This window comes from Kitasatospora sp. NPDC056531 (assembly GCF_042794375.1).
GTDB lineage: Bacteria > Actinomycetota > Actinomycetes > Streptomycetales > Streptomycetaceae > Kitasatospora.
This window is the reverse complement of the sequence record NZ_JBHTTU010000062.1, coordinates 23,121-40,705: the sequence shown is the minus strand read 5'-3', so window position 1 is coordinate 40,705 and position 17,585 is coordinate 23,121. Positions and strand designations below refer to the sequence as shown.

Below are 17,585 nucleotides of genomic sequence, written 5' to 3'. Positions count from 1 at the left end.
TTCGATGGCACTCATCGGACGATTATCGCCAGCGGCCAAAGCCATCGACAGGCAGGACCTCCGACAGGGCGAACGTTGCCTGATGCGGCACTAGCTAGGCGCTAGCAGCGAGGCCTGCTCGTATCGGGTCCCCCGGCGTTGTCGCTTTCCTGTCGCCTTGGGGTCGCTGCTGACGTGATGGACGTCACCATCCCCAGGGATGCGTTAGGCAGCAGCCGCGTGACCGCTTGGGCGGGGGCCTGCGCCCGTGTTACGCACTGGGCACGTAGACGTTCGATCTCCAGGTGCTGAGCGGCGAGCCGGGAGAGGGCCAGCTGTCGGAATGCCATGAGTTCCTTGAGCTGCTTCTCCTGGGCTTGGAGGCGCTGGGCCAGGACGGTGTTGGCGTCCTTCAAGCGGGAGATCTGGGAGTCTCGCGGGTCCGCGGTCGCTCCTGTGCCCTGCATGGCCTTGAGTCGGCGAGTGAACTCCGCGGCGAGGTGCTGGTAGGGCCCCGGTCTGGTGGTGCCGTCGGGGTTCTTCTTCGGGTAGAAGGCGGTACGGGTGACGCCGGCTTCGGCAGCCAGGGTCTTGAGATCGCACCGGCCGCCCTCTGGCACCTCGCCGCGGAGAAGTCGGTCCATGGCCGAGCGGATCGCGTGCTCGTTGCGGACGCGGGTCTGTTCGGTGATGCGGGCCATCTCAGGTCCTGCTTCCGTCTGCGGTGTCGATGGCTTCCAGGACGTGCAGGTCGCGGTCGAGTTCCTGCTGCAGCCGGGTCTTCTCCGCCTTCTGGCTGCGACCGATCGCGGCGATGAACGCCTTCTTGTTCTCGGCGCTGGCGGCCCAGACCGGCCGGTGGCAGGCGTGGTGGGTGGCCTGCGGGCAGCGGGCGGCGTCGCACATCCCTACCAGGGGTCGGTCGGCGGCCGGTGTGCCGGCGAGCTTGAGGCACAGGGCCTTGGCGGGGTCAGCGAACCAGCAGTAGTTCGCGGTGCCCAGATGCAAGGTCTTGGCGCGCCGGGCCAGGAGGTTCAGCACCTCCTGGTCGCCGCGCCTGGTGGCTGGCGCTCCGGGTTCGACGCTGGTGTGGGCGTCGACGAAGGCGAAGAAGTCGAGCAGGCTCTTGGCGCCGGGGCCGGCGGGCATCCTGCCGGCCTTGTAGTCCTGCCAGACCTGCCAGGTGAGGTCTTTGTTCCGCTCGGCTTCCAGCTTCCCGACCTCGGCGAGGAGGGAGGCCTGGGCGCCGCCGGGGCGGGCGGCGTAGCCCTCGGTGGTGGCGACGCTGACGTGCTTGAGCGCGATCTTCGCCGCCAGGAGTCCGCCGGGCCGGTTCGCCATCTCGACGGCGAGGGTGCGCCGCAGCCGCCGCAGGTTAACGCTCTCTTCGGGGATCGGGGTCAGGCCCAGCCGGCGGCCGTCGGGGCCGTTGACCCAGTCCCGCAGGAGCGGGTAGCAGCGATAGAAGGCGAGCTTGGGGAACAGGACGGTGGTGTCCCTCGCCGGGTCCAGGAGATCGGTGGCGAGCCCTGCGGCCTGGTAGGCCTCTTCGACGGTGGCCCACTCCTCCGGAATCCCGCCGAGCTTCTGCCCCTTGATCAGGGTGCTCCGCAGCCGGTAGCGGACCCGGCCGCCGCCGAGGTCCTGCGGCTCGACGCGGCAGTCCACGGGAAGCTCGTTCAACTCGCTGGTGCGCATCCCGGTCAGGGCCGCGATCACGATCAGGGCGGCTGTGCGGACTCGCAGCACCAGCGAGCGAACCTCGTCGGAGGACAGCGGCAGTGTCCAGGGGACCTGGCCGCCGCCGTCCGCCCGCTCGACCGGTAGTGCGTCGCGTGCCCAGCGGGGCTGTATGCCGACGGCCGCGACGGCCTTCTCCAGAAGAGGGCGCCGCCAGGGCAAGTACTGGTGGTCCCAGTGTTCGAGGCCGATGCGGTGGGCGAGGTGGCGGAAGTTGAGCCGTAGCAGCGGATCGGCCGGCGACCAGCCGTTCTCCAGCCGGTGCTGGACGGCGTCCGGCTCCGTCGCGGGCAGTGGCCGGCCCGAGGCCACGTGGTGGGCGACCAGCTTCCGGAAGAACTCCCATCGGTCGCCCTCGGCGTCCCGGCGCTGGGGGCCGTCGGGCTCGGCTTCCAGCTCGCGATGGACGGCGGCCAGGTGCGGGCCGATCGTCTCCACCAGGTAGAGGCACGCGGCGAGCAGGGGCTGGAACACCTCCTGGGGAAGCGGCGGGGTCCGGTTGGCCTGGCGGCCGCCCTTCGGCGCGCCGGCGACAGCGAACGCGCTGGCCCTGCCCCACGGTCTGAAACCCGGGCGGTAGGCGTCGGCGGTGAACAGGTCGGTGTAGGAGGCGAGCTCCTGAGTGCCGAGGACGATGTACTGCTTGTGGTCCGGCTCGCACTCGCGGATCGGTCGGCCCTTGTCGTCGCGGATCCAGCGGCGCCATTCCAGGTAGGCCGCGCAGTGTTCCTGGACGACGTCGCCGAGAGTGGTGACGCCCTGGTCGGTGAGCCAGTTCAGCCAGCTGGTGACCTGCTTGAGGCGCTGGCTGCAGGTGCGGATGCCCAGCGGGGTGCGGAAGGCGCCGCCGAGCTCGCGCACCGCCTCGTGCCCGGGGGCCAGGCGGGCGAAGAGGAATTCCTTGGCCACCAGCCGCCAGCGGGGGTTGCGGATCGCGGTGAAGTGGAACACCGTCTGCTCCGGCGGGGTGGACAGCGGAAGGCCGACCACGCCGGACAGGTCCCACACGTCGTTGTCGAAGACGGGTCTCTTCCGGCCGTGGTCCACGGTGAATCCTGCTGCGGCGTACACGTCCTGCCCGGTGAAGGGCGACGGCTTCACTCCCGCCGCAGGGGCTGGGGAGACGGGTGGGTTCATGCGGTGCCCTCCTCGGGGCGCAGGGGAAGTTCGCCGTCGTGGCCGGCCACCTGGGTTGCCGCGTCCGCGAGCTGTGCGGTGGTGAAGTGGACGCCCGGCTGGAGGATCTCGTCGAGGCGCTGGGCGTAGGGGCCGAAGACGGCCATGAAGTGGTCGGTGGTCATCTGGTTCCACTGCCGGGAGAAGAACGCGCGCAGCCGCAGCAGGTTGGGCAGGTGGCGGGGCGCGAACAGCGCCAGCGGGCACAGCAGGCACACCCAGGGGCGGGCCGGGCAGGGTTTGCCCTTCGGGCCGTGCAGGCCCGACAGCTGGTCGGCGCAGGCGGCGGTGAACACGTCGCGCTCCCCGCCGACCAGGTCCCGCAGACTCTGGTCGTCCAGGCCGAGCTCGGCGACTTTGCGCGGGTAGGCGCGCACCAGCTCGGTGACGTCCTCGCCGTCGAGGACCACCGGCGGCTGGGCGCGTCGCACCAGGTCGCCGACGGCGGTGGCGGCGATCTCCTCGACCGCCTCGCGCTGGCGGTCGGTGCCGAGCGTCAGGTAGGAGTCGCCCTCGACGCCGGGGCTGCGGTTCGGATCGATCGTCGCGCGGCGGCTGCCGCGCCAGGACCGGCGGTCGCGCAGCGCGGCGTGGGTCGTGCGCAGGCGGTGCAGATGGATGCGAAGCGGCGCGCCCAGATCGTCGACCAGGGCGTTCCTGGTCACCCACGCCCGGTAGGTCGAGTTGCCGGGCGGCGGTCCGCACCACTGCAGGCGCAGGTCGTAGCGCACCCACAGCCGGGCACGGTCCTCCTCGGGGGCGAAGCTGCGGGTGAGCGCCGAGTGGGCGAGCCACTGCTCCAGCAGGCGCGTCGCCGCCCGGGACAGGGTCAGGCTCTCCCCGGCAGTGCGGCCCTTGACGTAGTCGAGCAGCACTTGGCCGTCGCCCGCCCAGTCGATGTCGCCGAGGCCGAGGTCGTCGATCCCGTCGGGGACGATGCCGGTCAGCGTGCCGAACAGTATCCGGTAGGGGATCACGATCCGCGGCGGCGGGTAGAGGCTCTTCAGCAGTTCCTGCGCCTGGTTGCCGGTGATGACGCCGCGGGCGGCGCGCTTTTGGCCCATGGCGCGGGTCAGCCGACCGATCGTGCCGTTCGGGCCGCGGTTCTTCATCAGCCACAGGACATTCTGCTCGCTCCACCCGCCCTCCACCGGGTCGCATCCGGCATCCGCCAGTGCGAGTGCCTCGCGGTGACGGCGGAAGGAGCCAGCCGTCTGGGAGCGGCACAGCGCGACGAGTCGCTCCCATTCGCCTTCGCTGTAGGGGCGAAGGCCCGGCCCGCTTTCCTGGCCGACCGCGAACCTGCGGCCGTCGACGAACGCCCGCACCTGCGGGTGCAGGAGCTGTCCCAGGTCGTCGGCGCGGGCGAGCATCGCGCGGCACTGCCCTTCCCGGCCGACGTGCCGGTCCGCCATCCAGTGCTCGGCCAGCTTCGCGCGGGTCAGGTCCGCGGCCGGCCCGGTGAAGCCGATCCGTGCCAGGCCCTCGGTGAACCTGCGCACGGCGCTCAGATAGCCGACGACCGAGGACTTCGAGTCGAGCGCCCCGTGCGGATGGACCAGCTCCGCCAGGCCCGTCATCATCGCCTTGGCCAGCGCGGGATTCGGCGTCTCGCCGACGTGGCTCACGCAACCGGTGCCGTCGCTGAAGCGGGCCGAGATCCCCAGCGGCTCGTCGACCACTTCGGCCGGCATCAGGCTTCCCCCTCTTCCTCGTCGAACTCGGCCCGGGCTTCCCGGTCAGCCGCGAGGTCGTCGAACAGGCCGTACTCCTCGCCGACGTTCACGTACAGCTCGCGGAAGATCCGCGTGGTGTCCAGCCGGTGGAGGTACTTCTCCGTGGTCAGGGCGCTGGAGTGGCCCAACAGGTCCCGCAGGACCAGCAGCGGCTCGCTGGAGCGCAGGTAGAACGCCATGCCGGCGTCGTCGTCGGCGTCCCTCACCAGCCGGGCGGCCTGCTCGTAGTAGCCGCGCACGAGGCGGGCCATGGTGGCCATCGCCATCGTGTGCCGCAGCCGGTGCGGGTAGACGTGCGGGAACCGTGGGTCGACGTGCTCGCGCAGTCGCTGCGAGGTGCGCTCGAACACCGTCGGCCAGGCGGTGAACGGGCCGCCGCCGTTCTGCACGGCCAGCAGCATCGTGCCGCCGCCCGGGGCAACCAGGCGCCGCCGTTCCGCAGGGGTCATCGCCGCCCATGTCACCCGCCGCCCGTTCACCCGGCCGCCCCGCGCGTCCGCTTCGGTGACGACCAGCGGCTCGCCCCACCGCGACGGCGGTCTCCAGGCCGAGCCCTCGACCGAGGCCGCCCGCTCCAGAGCGAGATAGGAGTGCAGCTCGGCCAGGGCGTCGTAGTCGATCCACGACTGGCGGGCCTTGCTGCCCTTGGTCACCCCCTGCGGCACCGGGAACGGCACGGGCAGGTCCGAACGGCGCGCCGGCAGCGGAGGGACCTCGCACTCCAGCAGGTAGGTGAACTCCTGGCAGCGTGTTCCAGTCGACAGCACCATCCTGCCGACCGCCGTGTTGCGCGCCAGCTCCCGGCCCTTGAACAGCGGGCCGCCGGCCCGGTCCAGCCCGGCCAGCCCCAGCAGGAACAGCTCCGAGAAGTCGTCCGCGAGGTACTTGACCGTCACATGCTCCTTCGGCTGCCGCCGCCGGGCCAGGTTCACCCTGACCTGCTGCGGCACCCCTGAGAAGAAGGTCATGGCCTGCCGGTAGGTGAACGGCTCCGCCGTGGCATACCCCTCGTCCACCGCCCACCGGTAGAAGCTCGACAGGATGCTGACGCTCTGGTTCCACGTCGACGCCGCGAACCGCGCTTCCAGCGGGCCGGACGACCGGTGGACCGCGTACGCGCTCAGCGCGGCCTTCAACTGCTGCCGGCCGTCGAACAGCCCGACCCCGAGGCCGGCCGCGAAGTCCGTCCACTCCCGCACAGTGCGCACGTAGTACGGCCAGGACTTCGCGGCCGGGCAGCCGTTGACGGGCAGTTCGCAAGCCCACCGATTGATCACGGCTGAGGGACGCGACCCGCCATCGTCATCGTCATCGAAGAGGAGATCCTCATCGACGACCAGCGGCATCCCCTCGGGGATCGTCGGCCTGAACTCCAGGCCCCATGTCTCCCACCCCTTGGAGGAGAAGATCACTTGTTCCATGGGGTGGGGACGCTACCCAGCCGACTCGGCTCACTGCAACGCGCAAACGGGCAGCTCAGCGCTGCCGAGGGAACATAAAGAGACACTGCAACTAAGCAGGGACAATCTCCCAGTAGGCGGTCTCGGCACCCTTGAGCACGACCACGGGACGGTCGACGTGCTCGGCGAGCCACGTCGCGACGGCCTCGTGGTAATCGGAGTGACGTGCAGTGCAGTTATGGGGGTCTCTCAGTTTTGTCCGTTGTCCGCCCCGCAGCACTTCACCCAGGTGGGTGTGCTGGCGTGTCTGGAACGCGACGAACTCGCAGTCTCGATCGTCCTTCTCCCCCTGCCCTACCGTCTACGCGGCACGAGTCCGGTCTCGAAGGCGATGATCGCCAGGTGGACGCGGTCCCGAGCTCCGAGCTTGGCGAACAGACGCGCGACATGCGTCTTCGCGGTCGCCGCGCTGATCACCAACCGCTCGGCTATCTCACCGTTCGCCAGTCCCTGTCCGACCAGCGCCAGCACCTCGCGCTCCCGATCGGTGATCCCCGCGATGAGACTTGAGTCCGCGGCGGGCTCGGTGTCCGGTTCGGAGGCCGTTGGGGTGGCGGGGGTGGCGGAGGTTCCGGCGAAGTCCGCAATCAGCCGTCGGGTCACGCTCGGCGCGATCAACGCGTCGCCGGCCGCTACCACGCGGATCGCGTCCAGGAGCGCGTCCAGGGCCATGCTCTTGAGCAGGAATCCGCTGGCCCCGGCGCGCAGTGCGCCGTAGACGTACTCGTCGTCGTCGAAGGTCGTCAGCACCAGCACCTTGGGCGGGTCCGGCTCGGCGGTCGCCTGCCGGGTCGCCTCGATCCCGTCCATGCCCGGCATCCGGATGTCCATCACCACGACGTCCGGCCGCAGCTCACGCACCAGGCGCACCGCCTCGCGGCCGTCGCCGGCCTGGCCGACCACCTCCAGGTCGTCGGTGTCGCCGATCAGGATCGCGAGCCCGACCAGCATCAGCGGCTGGTCGTCGACCAGCAGCACCCGCACGCTCATGCCGGGAGCCTCGCAGCCACCCGGAATCCGCCCTCCGGACGCCGGCCGGCGCTGAACTGGCCGGACAGCAACGTCACTCGCTCGCGCATGCCGAGTAGGCCGAAGCCGCTTCCGCCGGCCGCCGCCGAGGGCCTCGGACGGCCGGGCCCGCCAAGACCGTCGTCCCCGTCGTCCACCACCTCGATCGTCACTCCTGTCGGCTCGTAACCGACCGCGACCCGGCACGTCCGCGCATCGGAATGCCGCACCACGTTCGTCACCGCCTCCTGGACGATCCGGAACGCCGACAGCTCGATCTCCGGCGGCAGCGGACGCTGCTCGCCCCGCCAGGTCACGTGGACCCGCACCCCGGCGTCAGCCGTGCTCTCGGCGAGCCGCGGGACGTCCGCCAGGCTGCCGCCCGGCGCCAGCGGAGCAGCCCCCGGCATGGCGTCGTCGGGCTCGGCTCGGCGTAGCGCTCCGAGCATGCGCTGCAGCCCGAGCAGCGTCTCCCGGCTGGTGGTCTCGATGCCGGTCAGCGCCTGCCGCGTCTGCTCGGGCTTGGTCTCCACGACCCGCGCCGCCGCTCCCGACAGCACCGTGATGATCCCGATGCTGTGCGCGACGCTGTCGTGCAGTTCGCGGGCGATCCGCAGCCGCTCGGCCATGACGGCGCGGGCCTCGGTCTGCTCGTGCAGGGCTTCGCGGTATTCACGGCGTTTGCGGTACACCCCGCCGAAGACCCACGCGACCGCGAACAAGAACGCGAACTGCCCAGCCCCCCGGGCCGCGTCGCCGACGGAGTCCCCGGGGGAGACGAGGGTGCGCTCGGCGAACCCGGTCGCGACGGCCGCGACGGAGCCGACGGCGGCAGCCTTCGGCCGCCGGGCGGCGAGGTACCCGCCCAGGACCAGGAGCAGGAGGAACACGATCCAGGGCCGCGCGCCGAAGAGGTTGCCGAGGGCTACTTCTTCGCCCAGGACCGCCGCGAAGACCGCCGCGGGCAGCCGGCGCACCAGCAGGATCGGAAGAGCGAGCACGACGCAGAGACCGATCATCTGGTCGGGCCCAACGTCGGGGAACCGCAACGGGCCGCTGTAGCGCCGGACCTGACTGGCCGGCATCGTCAATAAGAGCATCAGCGCGTAGAAGCAGGCGGCGGCCAGCACCACGGCCTGTGCCGTCAGCCAGGTCACGGGTTTTGATGTCGAGAAACGCTGGAGCAGCTCTTCCATACGGAGATCGTATGGATCGGCGCCGGCTCTGCGCGTCGTCCCGGGGGTGTACGCGGGGTACGCCGCCGGGCCGATGGCCTGGGGGGTGAGGTGACATCCGCCGGCCGACGCGGTGGATCATGGTCCGTTCCTAGGTTCGTGGCCATGACGAACGCACCGATGATCGAGCTTCACGACGCGACGAAGAAGTACGACGACGGCCCGCCCGCGCTGGCCGGGGTGACCTTGTCCGTGGCGGATGGTGAGTGCGTGGCGATCCTCGGCCATTCCGGCAGCGGCAAGTCCACGCTGCTGAACCTGATCGCGGGTCTGGACAAGCCTTCCAGCGGCACCGTGACCGTCGACGGCATCCGCGTCGACCAGCTCGGCGAGGCCGATTCGGCGAGGTACCGCCGGGCCTCCATCGGCATGGTCTTCCAGTTCTTCAACCTGCTGGACGACCTGACCGTGTTGGACAACGTCATGGTTCCGGCACAGCTGGCCGGGATGGGCAGGAACGAAGCGAAGCGGCGGGCCGTCGACCTGCTCGGCTCGCTGGGCATCGACCGGCACGCCAATGCCTACCCGCAGCGGCTGTCCGGCGGGCAACGGCAGCGGGTGGCGGTGGCCAGGGCCCTGATGAACGACCCGGCGCTGCTGCTGGCCGATGAGCCGACCGGCGCGCTGGACTCGCGCTCGGCCGAGGACGTGCGCCAGCTGCTGCTGGAGCTGAACGCCGACGGCCAGACCATCCTGCTGGTGACCCACGACATCCAACTGGCCGCGAACACCGCGCGACGCACGATCGAGCTGGTGGACGGTGCCGTGGCCCGAGACGTGGTCAATCCGCTCAGCGGCGCCGCCGCCACCGCCGCCACCGCCACCGCTCCCGCCAACGGCTCGGCGGGAGCGGTCCGATGAGCGCCCTGGGCAAGGTCGTGCGCTCCGGCGTCGGCCGGCGTCGGGTGCAGTCCCTCGTCATGGCCCTGACGACGTTCGCGGCCGTCACCTCCTCGGTGCTCTCGCTCGGTCTGCTGGCCGCCGTGCAGGCCCCGTTCGAGCACGCCTTCAAGGCCCGGAACGGCGCGCATCTGTCGGTCCAGTTCGACGGCTCGAAGGCCACTGCCGCGCAGGCCGCCGCCACCGCGCACGCCGCCGGCGTCACCGAGGCGTCCGGGCCGTACCCGGTCACCTCAGCCCTGAACACGACCTACGGCACGGACTGTCCTGCGAACTTCTCCCCAGGCGTGCCGATGGCCGGTAGCGCCAACGAGCCGGTCATCGTCACCACCCGCCCCGACCTGGCCGGCAGGTCCGGTCTGGACCAACTGGCCCTGGTCCAGGGCAGGTGGCCGACCAGCGCGAACGAGATCGTCCTGTTCTCGTGGCTCGATGCCTGCCCAAGCGGTTCGGTGGTGTTCGACTCGCTGCCGGGCAAGCCGTCGTTCAAGGTCGTCGGCCTTGCGAACTCGCTGACCAACACCGCGACCGGCTTCCTCACCACCGACGGCTTCGCGCGGCTGAGTGCCGCCGGCGCCAAGAGCGATGAGCAGATGCTCTACCGGTTCGCCAAGTCCGGGACCGAGGCCGACCTCACCACGGACAAGCAGGCGATCGCCGCTGCCGCACCGGCCGGCTCGGTCGAGAGCGGACAGTCGTACCTGGCCGCGGAGAAGCAGGCCGTCGGCGCCACGGAGTCCTACGTGCCGTTCCTGGTCGTCTTCGGCATCCTCGGCCTGTTCCTGTCGGTGCTGATCATCGCGATCGTGGTCAGCGGCGCGGTGGTCTCGGGAATCCGGCGGATCGGGATCCTGAAGTCGCTCGGCTTCACCCCTTGGCAGGTGGCCCGCGCCTACGCCGCACAAGCCGTGATCCCGGCGACGATCGGCGTGGTGGGCGGCACGCTGATGGGCAACGTGCTGGCCGTTCCGGTCCTGGGCAGAGCCGCCAAGCAGCTCGGTGCCGCCAGCACCGGCCTGCCGGTGTGGGTCAGCCTCGTCGTGCCGATCGGCACCCTGGTCATCGTCGGTGTCACCGCGCTCATCCCGGCACTTCGGGCCGGCCGCATGCCGGCGGTGCAGACCCTGGTCGTCGGCCGCGCCCCGAAGGCCAAGCGCGGCCAAGGCGCGCAGCGCCTGGCAAGCAGGCTGCCGCTGCCCCGGCCGATGTCGCTGGGACTGGCCCAGCCGTTCGCCAAGCCGGCCCGGACGGTGCTGGTCGGCGCCGCTGTGCTGTTCGGCGCGGTCAGCGTCACCTTCGCGACGGGGCTGGAGACCGCGTTCACCAAGTACCAGGAGACGGGTACCGCCGGCTTTCGCGCCGGGTCGATGCTCGTGCTGCCCGCCGGCACGCCCACCGGCTTCCACTCCCCGGGCGGCGGCCCTGCCATCCCCCACCTGGACTCCACCGGGGTGGCCGCCGCGATCGCTTCGGTCCCGGGCACGAAGGCCGCGTTCGGCTGGGGCAACAGCGGCGCGACCGTGATCGGCGCGCCGACGGGGGAGCATGCGAGGGTGGACACCACCACCGGCGACCTGTCCTGGACCAACCTGGAGCTGCTGCACGGCCGCTGGTACCAGAACCCCGGCGAAGCCGTGATCAACGACTCCCTGGCCTCGTCGGTCGGGCTGCACGTCGGCGACACCGTCACCGTGGCGCAGGACAACAAGCGACTGCCGCTGCGGATCGTCGGCATCGACTTCGACGCCGCCAGCGACGGGGTCGTGATGACCGACAATGCCACGTTCACCGCCGCCGGTCTGACGCCGTACATCACCCAGTTCAACGTCAAGCTGGCCGACAACGTCAGCGGCTCCGACTGGTCCGCCTCGGCCACCGCCGTGCTGACCCCGCTGCACGCCGAGGCCAGCCCGAGCATCACGTACCCGAGCATCACGGTGCTCACCATGGTCGCCCTGGTGGCCACCCTCACGCTGATGATGATCGCGGTCGCCGCGCTCGGCGTGCTGAACACCGTGGTGCAGGACACCCGGGAACGGATCCACGACCTGGGGATCTTCAAGGCCCTCGGGATGACGCCCAAGCAAACCATCGCGATGGTGCTGACCTCGGTGAGCCTCACCGGCCTGGTCGCCGGGCTGATCGGGGTCCCGATCGGGATGGCGGTGGAGAAGGCGACGCTGGCCCAGATGGGGAGCGCGATCGGCAGGAGCCTGCCGCCGAGCGCGACCCACGTCTACACCGCCGGGATACTGCTCCCGCTGCTGGCCGGCGGGATCGCGATCGCCCTGCTCGGGGCACTACTACCGGCCGGCTGGGCGGCGCGCTCCCGGACCGCCACCGCGCTGCGGACCGAGTAGAACCGGTCGCTCGTCCGCACGTGGGACCCAAGTCCTGTGTGCCGGCCCCGCCAGCGTGGCCGGCACACAGGCACCGATGTACGCCTGCGGGCCCTGTATCCGAGAACTCCAGGAATGGGTCTGGCGCTCGATCCTCCTCCGTGACGAGCCAGCTCGGCCCGCACGAATCTCGGACCAAGCCGGCCAGCGCCACCGAGCACACACCCGCAACCCCGGAGGCATGGACGCTGGGACGAGTCCGAAGGCCCCAGATGGCTACCTCGATCGAGGTCATGCGAGACCTTCAGTTCTGTCCGATGTCCGCGTTGTGGAGACGGCGTTCGGTGAGGCTGGTCACCCCGCTCAGCGCCTGCAGCTCGTCCTCCAGGGCGGCCTTGTCGACGGTCAGCTGGCGGATCGCTTCGGCGTAGATGCGGACCAGCTTGCGCAGGTCGCTGTTCTCCCGGCGCAGGCGGTCGGCCTCGTCGTCAGACCGGATTCCGGCTCTCGGGGCCGTGGCCGGGCGGTGCCGGCTGGCGAGCTGGGATTTGAACCAGGCGATCGATTGCGGGTAGTTCCGGTAGAAAGTCGCGTGGGGGACGCCGAGCCGCTTCTCGACGCCGGTGACGGTGGCGCGCCGGCCGCAAGCCTCACTCGCGGCGAGTTCGGACTCCATCGCAGCCCGGACCTGCTCGTCGGTGGGCAGGTGGTGGCTCACGGTGTCTCCGTCATGGTGTCCGGGCCGACGGCGGTTTCGGTGAGGAAGTCGGCGAGCTCCTGCCGGCGGGTCTGGAGGCGGTGCCGGACGAACGCAGGGCCGTTGCAAAGTCCGGTGATCTTGTGAATGTGCCTGGTCAGGCGATGCCGAGGAGGTCGAGCGGGCGGGTGAAGGGCTCGTAGGAGGCGTGCCGGAGGCCGGCGGCAATGTTGTGGCGCCCGTGCTGCCGCAGCGTATTGATCGCCAGGTTGCGCAGGGTTGCCATGTTCTCGGGGCCGTGGCAGGTGTGGATCCTCGAGGCGTCCTCGGCGAAGGTGGTGTCGCGGACGAAGTGCAGCCGGTTTTCGATGGTCCACTGCGACCTGGCGAGTTGGCCGAGTCGCTGGGGCGAGGCCTGGTGCGAGGTCAGGTCGGTGATCGCATAAATGGTCTGACGGCTGACGGTGCCGGTCTTGAGGTCGGTGCGGTAACGCAGGATGCGTGCGGCCTGGACGGCGTGGGGGAAGTCCAGGCCGAGGTCGGTGACGGTGAGGGCTCTGGTCACGCGGGTCTCCTTGCGGCCGTGGCCGGTCTCGCGGTCGTAGCGGCGCGCGGTGACCTCCTTCCACGGCAACGTCCGGAGCCTGCGATGTAGTTCGGGCTGGTTTCCCTTGACCACCAACACATAGTGGGCCTTCTTCTCCTCGACCAGGAAGCGAACGTGGCCGCGCTGGGTGTGCAAGGCATCGGCCGTGACCGTGACCCCGATCAGGTCGTAGGGCTCCAGCAGCGCGATGAAGCAGGTGATCTCGTTCGTCTTGTCGGACACCCGCAGCTGGGTGACGGTCCGGCCGTCGCCGGTCATCGCGGCCAGCAGGTGGGCGGCGGGCAAGGTGCCGTACCGGGAGCCGCGGGCGGCTTTGCCGTCCACGGCGATCGAGTCCGAGCCGGCGGGATCGGCGCCGGTCAGGTCGGCCAATCCGCCGGGACAGACAAGGCCGATGACTCGCCGGATCGTGGCGGCGCTCGGTGCGACGCGAACGCCCAGTGCGCCCGTGACCCGGGCGCCCAGCCGGGCCAGGATGTGCTGCGGAGCGCTCGCGGACCACTGGCCGATGGCCGCGTACGAGCGCGCGCCGGCGACCACCGCGGAGGCGGCGACCAGCAGCACCGCCACGAACGGGTGACGCACCCCGCGCCGCCGACCCGGATCGGGCACCAGCCGCAACCGCTCCACCAGCGACAATCCCGCTACACCGTCCAGAGCGGGCGACTTGATCAGACATACGGTGGCAGACTGGCGGCACATCGAAGCTCCGGCGGTTCAGGGCGACTTGGGAAGGTCACCCCGTTCAACCGGAGCTTCGATGCGTTCGTGACGGCCCAGCCTGGATCCCTGCATCGCCGTGACCTGCGGACTCACGCGCTCGCCAGGACTTTGAAACGGCCCTGCGGACGAACGGCGCCAGTTGGTCCGCGCGGGCGAGTTCCCGGTCGTGGGCTTCCAGGGCCGCTCGCAGCTGGTCGGTGTTCTCGGCGGACAGGGCGACGTTGCGGCACCGTAGGGGCTGGCAGTCCGGCAGCGATGGGCCAGCCCGGCCGTCGTGCCGGCGGCACAGGACCCGGTCGGGGTTGTGGACACAGGTGACGTACCGGCCCGGGTAGATGTGGGGGTCGTGGCGGGACATGTGGCGTTGGAGCCGCTTGGGGTCGTTGATGACCTTGCCCTGGAACTGGACATGCCGCTCGAACTCGGCGAGACGGCTCTCCGCCTCGGCCGCGGCTGGTCCGGTGAGGCGGTGGAACTCGCCGCTGGTGATCAGGTCGCCGAGCTTCTCGCCGCGGGCGATCGCCTCCTCGGACTCGACCTCGTCGCGGAACCCGGAGTCGGAGGTACCTAATGGTGGAGTCGGGTATTGGAAGTGTCCGAATGCCTCCGACCGCGTTCGCGATCTCGACGAGAGACAATCAACCGGTGACTCGACCTGTGAACCGCGACCCCTCCCTTGAGGAGCTTGAACGCGACCGCTGGCCAGCCCCTCCAGCTGACGCGACCCGCCTCGTGGCAGCCGCGCATGCCCTTCGGCGTCAGCCGGTCGGGGGGCTGACCGTGGAGGACCTTCGCTTGTTGATCCGACAGGACGTGGGATTGCTGCATCTTCTGCCGATGGCGCTGGAGCTTCTGCAGGAGAACCCGCTGGCAGAGGGTGACCTGTACCCAGGTGATCTGCTCTCCGCAGTGCTCACCAGGAACCCAGCGGTCTGGAGCGAGTCTGCCCAACTCCGGCACAAGCTTCGCGTGATCGTCTCGGAGCTGGTCAACCTGCCACCCACCCTCCAGCAGGACGTCGAACGGTTCCTGACTGCAAGTTGCTGATGTCCGGCCTCTGTCGGCGTACACCCGTATCTGCCCAGGACGGTACAACCGAAGGTGCTCAGCTCCCGTGCTGGTTCAGGCTCGGCAGAGGCGAGGATGCCTGGGTAATCGGGAGGCGTCACGGACGGGGGATGCGGGACACTTCGCCGGGTGATCGTGATGCAGCCCGTTTTGGAGATCAACACCCCCGACGGCTTCGACCTCTGGCCTGTTGCCGAGGTGGTGCCGTTCGGCTTCCTGCCCCTCAGTGGCGAGCTCTCGCCCGCCGAAGTAGGAACGGCGATGATGCGCATCGCCGGATGCAATGACATCGACCCCGACGGCGACCGCCCGCCCCGACCCTCCGACCCGCTCGACTCCTTCCTTCACGGGCTGCTGACCTTCGAGAACCTCTTCGCAGCCGGCGGCCTGCGGGTCACCGATGACTCCACCGGCACCACATTCCTGCCCGGCTGCTGCGACGGGCTGGAGGACTGGCGCGACTGGCACCGGCTCGTTGATGGTGGCGGCATGCTTGGCTTCGGTCACGACCCCGTGTCACCGGTTGCGGAGCGCTTCGGCGGCACCGTCCGGCTCACGGTCAATGCCGAGCAGAGCGACAGCCCGGTGATCGAACTGTCCGTCGTTGAACTCCGCCACCTGCTCGCTGGTGCCGAGCGTGATCTGGCTGACTTCCTCGCGCTGGCCGCCGACTGGGTCTTTCAGCACCTGCCCGGCCACTGGGCCTCCGTCACCGCCGCCCTCGCCCGGGTCCTCGACCTACCCGCGCCGGCCCTACCGCCAGAGCAGTAACAGCAGGCCCAGGTCCGCCAGCCAACGCAGACCGAGCCCGGCACAGTCATCGTGCGCGCCACGGTGAGCACGTCCGTGTGAACCCGGCTGAGCACTTCGACGTGTACGCCGACAGCCTCCCGTCGCTGGCACGCGGACTTGCCTACTGGACTTGTCGCATGGACGGTCGAAGGCCTTGACGCGCCGCAGGCCCACCTCTGGTGAGTCGGCGACCATGATGCCGATCATCGCCCGGTGGGTCACGGTCTCGGGCCGGGCCGGGCTTGTCTCGTAGTCCCGGGCCAGCCGTCATGGGGGGCGGGGTCCTGTCGGTCGGTTCATGAGCCCCACTCGTCGCAGTACTCGATGTGGATCTCGCGCGCGTCGCCGAGAATGCCGTCGTTGGAGTGGAGCTCTGTGCAGAAGTACGGGTAGCTGGGATGGACGGGGACGTAGCTGGGACCGTTTCGGGCGACGTTGAGGAAGTGCCGGGCGGTTTCCCTGAACACTTTCGCGCTGCCGGTCAGTGTGCTCGGCTCGTCCGTCACTGGCGTCTCGTCAGTCGACGGCAGCGGTTGGATGGCGACGCCGTCCGCGATGCCCCAGGCCGCGTCCTTGTCCTCGCCCCATCTGGCGCGGGCGATCCACGGTAGGCCGGGGCCTGGCCGGCGCCGGGCGATGAGCAGTGCCGAGCGCCAGGTGTCGCCCGCTCGTAGCCAGGCCAGGCGCCAGCAGCGTTCGGCGGGGTCGATGGTGGGCGGGCCTGCGAGTTCGTGGGGGACCACGACGGCGTCCCGCAAGGTGCCGTACCAGGGTTGGCCCGCCGGTGCGGGGCCGGAGGGTTCGGGAAGGGGGCGAATGCGGTGCTCGTCGAACAGGAATCAGCCCCACGCGTCGATGCCGTCGGGCATTGTCTCGTCGGCCCAGCGCACATGGACCACCCAGATCGCGCTGCCCGGCGGGCGGCGCCACACGGTCAGGAGCCCCGGGCGCCACGTGCCGCCCTGGCGGATCTCGACCAGGTGCCACCGCCGGACGTCCCGGTAGTGACCGGGCAGCGTCATCAGCTCGCGGGGCGCCCGCTCGGCATTGCCGGCCGCGGGGGCGGGGCGCGCCGGGTGGGAGAATGGCGCATCGACACTCATGGGAACAGTTGTTCGATAACTGATTCAAGTGATCAAACGTCAGCTCCGACCGACGCCAGATGACCCGTCTCAGCGGAGTCCGAGCGGTCTCACCACCGTGTGAGTGGCATCTCCCCTACCGTGTCGCGCCATGACATTCCTGATCATCGGCGGCAGCGGCTTCCTGGGCACCGAGCTGGTCCGGCAGGCGACAGCGGCGGGGCTCACGACGGCCGCGACCTTCTCCGCCAGGCCCGGCAGCGCTCCGGGGGTCTCCTGGCATGCCCTCGATCTGCGCGACTGCGGCCGCATCGAGGCGGTCATGGCCGAGGTGGAGCCTCGCGTGGTGGTCAACGCGACGAGCGGCGGAGCGGATTGGACGGTCACGGCCGAGGGCCCGATCCGCCTGGCGATGACCGCGGCGAGGTACGGCAGCCGCCTGGTCCACGTGTCCAGCGACGCGGTGTTCTCCGGCGCCCGCGTCCACTACGACGAATCGTGTCTCCCCGACCCGCTCACCCCCTACGGCGCGGCGAAGGCCGCGGCGGAGACGGGCGTGCGCCTCGTGAACCCTGGTGCCGTCGTCGCCCGCACCTCCCTGATCATCGGCGACCGGCGCTGCGAGCACGTACGGGCGGTGCACGACCTCGCGGCCGGCACCCGCGCCGGTGTCCTGTTCACCGACGACATCCGCTGCCCCGTGCACGTCGCCGACCTGGCCGCCGCTCTGCTGGAACTCGCGTGCGGCGACCTGTCCGGCGTCCACCACCTGGCAGGCGCCGATGCCGTGAGCCGCCACGAACTCGGCACGCTCATCGCCCGGCGCGACGGGCTCGACGCCTCCCGGCTCCCCACCAGCCTGCGGGCCCACAGCACGCTTCCCGGGGCGCTCGACGTCCGCCTCGACAGCCGGGCCACCCAGGACCGGCTCCGGACCAGGCTGCGCGGCGCCCGCCAGTTCCTCGCCCCGGGGACGTGAACTCCACAGCGATGTGAAGGCCACGCCCAGGCTGCGGTGAGACTGCGCAGGCCCCGACGAGACG

Annotated in this window: 16 protein-coding genes; 6 read left to right on the top strand and 10 right to left on the bottom strand. The window is 70.5% G+C overall.

What is annotated here, in order from left to right; translation table 11 throughout:
• Positions 1-101: 101 nt before the first annotated feature.
• The 6 genes from ACFQ87_RS33535 to ACFQ87_RS33510 all read right to left on the bottom strand — a co-directional run bounded on the left by ACFQ87_RS33535 (position 102) and on the right by ACFQ87_RS33510 (position 8,295).
• Positions 102-680, bottom strand: coding sequence for a hypothetical protein (locus ACFQ87_RS33535; RefSeq protein ID WP_380614671.1), 579 nt, complete (start codon positions 678-680; stop codon positions 102-104).
• Between the two features lies 1 nt (position 681).
• Positions 682-2,856, bottom strand: a complete 2,175-nt coding sequence (locus ACFQ87_RS33530; RefSeq protein ID WP_380614670.1) for a site-specific integrase — start codon at positions 2,854-2,856, stop codon at positions 682-684.
• On the bottom strand, positions 2,853-4,589 hold the full coding sequence (locus tag ACFQ87_RS33525) for a hypothetical protein (RefSeq protein ID WP_380614668.1): 1,737 nt from the start codon (positions 4,587-4,589) through the stop codon (positions 2,853-2,855). The genes ACFQ87_RS33530 and ACFQ87_RS33525 overlap by 4 nt, the downstream gene beginning before the upstream one ends.
• Positions 4,589-6,052, bottom strand: coding sequence for a site-specific integrase (locus tag ACFQ87_RS33520; RefSeq protein WP_380614667.1), 1,464 nt, complete (start codon positions 6,050-6,052; stop codon positions 4,589-4,591). Before ACFQ87_RS33520 ends, ACFQ87_RS33525 begins: the two co-directional genes overlap by 1 nt.
• A 333-nt stretch (positions 6,053-6,385) precedes the next feature.
• On the bottom strand, positions 6,386-7,081 hold the full coding sequence (locus ACFQ87_RS33515) for a response regulator (protein ID WP_380614666.1): 696 nt from the start codon (positions 7,079-7,081) through the stop codon (positions 6,386-6,388).
• Positions 7,078-8,295 carry a sensor histidine kinase gene (locus ACFQ87_RS33510; protein ID WP_380614665.1) on the bottom strand — a complete coding sequence of 406 codons (1,218 nt, stop codon included), beginning with the start codon at positions 8,293-8,295 and terminating at the stop codon, positions 7,078-7,080. Before ACFQ87_RS33510 ends, ACFQ87_RS33515 begins: the two co-directional genes overlap by 4 nt.
• 144 nt (positions 8,296-8,439) lie before the next feature.
• Between ACFQ87_RS33510 and ACFQ87_RS33505 the strand changes: the two genes are divergently transcribed.
• Both ACFQ87_RS33505 and ACFQ87_RS33500 read left to right on the top strand, forming a co-directional pair.
• Positions 8,440-9,195 (top strand): ABC transporter ATP-binding protein, encoded by a 756-nt coding sequence (locus ACFQ87_RS33505; RefSeq protein ID WP_380614664.1) that lies wholly within the window; start codon positions 8,440-8,442, stop codon positions 9,193-9,195.
• Positions 9,192-11,594, top strand: a complete 2,403-nt coding sequence (locus ACFQ87_RS33500) for an ABC transporter permease (protein ID WP_380614663.1) — start codon at positions 9,192-9,194, stop codon at positions 11,592-11,594. Before ACFQ87_RS33505 ends, ACFQ87_RS33500 begins: the two co-directional genes overlap by 4 nt.
• A 283-nt stretch (positions 11,595-11,877) precedes the next feature.
• Here ACFQ87_RS33500 and ACFQ87_RS33495 read toward each other — a convergent pair whose 3' ends face one another.
• Together ACFQ87_RS33495 and ACFQ87_RS33490 are read right to left on the bottom strand one after the other, a co-directional pair.
• Positions 11,878-12,291, bottom strand: coding sequence for a hypothetical protein (locus ACFQ87_RS33495; RefSeq protein ID WP_380614662.1), 414 nt, complete (start codon positions 12,289-12,291; stop codon positions 11,878-11,880).
• Positions 12,292-12,427: 136 nt separating this feature from the next.
• Positions 12,428-13,579: an ISAs1 family transposase gene (locus ACFQ87_RS33490; protein ID WP_380614661.1), complete on the bottom strand. Its 1,152-nt coding sequence runs from the start codon at positions 13,577-13,579 to the stop codon at positions 12,428-12,430.
• A gap of 367 nt (positions 13,580-13,946) precedes the next feature.
• Between ACFQ87_RS33490 and ACFQ87_RS33485 the strand changes: the two genes are divergently transcribed.
• The 3 genes from ACFQ87_RS33485 to ACFQ87_RS33475 all read left to right on the top strand — a co-directional run bounded on the left by ACFQ87_RS33485 (position 13,947) and on the right by ACFQ87_RS33475 (position 15,439).
• Positions 13,947-14,171: a hypothetical protein gene (locus tag ACFQ87_RS33485; protein WP_380614660.1), complete on the top strand. Its 225-nt coding sequence runs from the start codon at positions 13,947-13,949 to the stop codon at positions 14,169-14,171.
• A gap of 74 nt (positions 14,172-14,245) precedes the next feature.
• Entirely contained in the window at positions 14,246-14,647 is a 402-nt protein-coding gene (locus ACFQ87_RS33480; RefSeq protein ID WP_380614659.1) for a contact-dependent growth inhibition system immunity protein, read from the top strand.
• A gap of 159 nt (positions 14,648-14,806) precedes the next feature.
• A complete protein-coding gene (locus ACFQ87_RS33475) occupies positions 14,807-15,439 on the top strand; it encodes a hypothetical protein (RefSeq protein ID WP_380614673.1) in 633 nt (210 codons plus the stop codon).
• A gap of 317 nt (positions 15,440-15,756) precedes the next feature.
• On the opposite strand, the gene ACFQ87_RS33470 is transcribed toward ACFQ87_RS33475, so the two are convergent.
• The gene (locus ACFQ87_RS33470; protein ID WP_380614658.1) at positions 15,757-16,203 is read right to left on the bottom strand and encodes a hypothetical protein; all 447 of its coding nucleotides are present in this window, start codon (positions 16,201-16,203) and stop codon (positions 15,757-15,759) included.
• A 96-nt stretch (positions 16,204-16,299) separates the two neighbouring features.
• The gene (locus tag ACFQ87_RS33465) at positions 16,300-16,563 is read right to left on the bottom strand and encodes a hypothetical protein (RefSeq protein ID WP_380614657.1); all 264 of its coding nucleotides are present in this window, start codon (positions 16,561-16,563) and stop codon (positions 16,300-16,302) included.
• 130 nt (positions 16,564-16,693) lie between these two features.
• Here ACFQ87_RS33465 and ACFQ87_RS33460 point away from each other — a divergent pair, with 130 nt between their 5' ends.
• A complete protein-coding gene (locus ACFQ87_RS33460; protein WP_380614656.1) occupies positions 16,694-17,521 on the top strand; it encodes an SDR family oxidoreductase in 828 nt (275 codons plus the stop codon).
• Positions 17,522-17,585 lie beyond the last annotated feature (64 nt).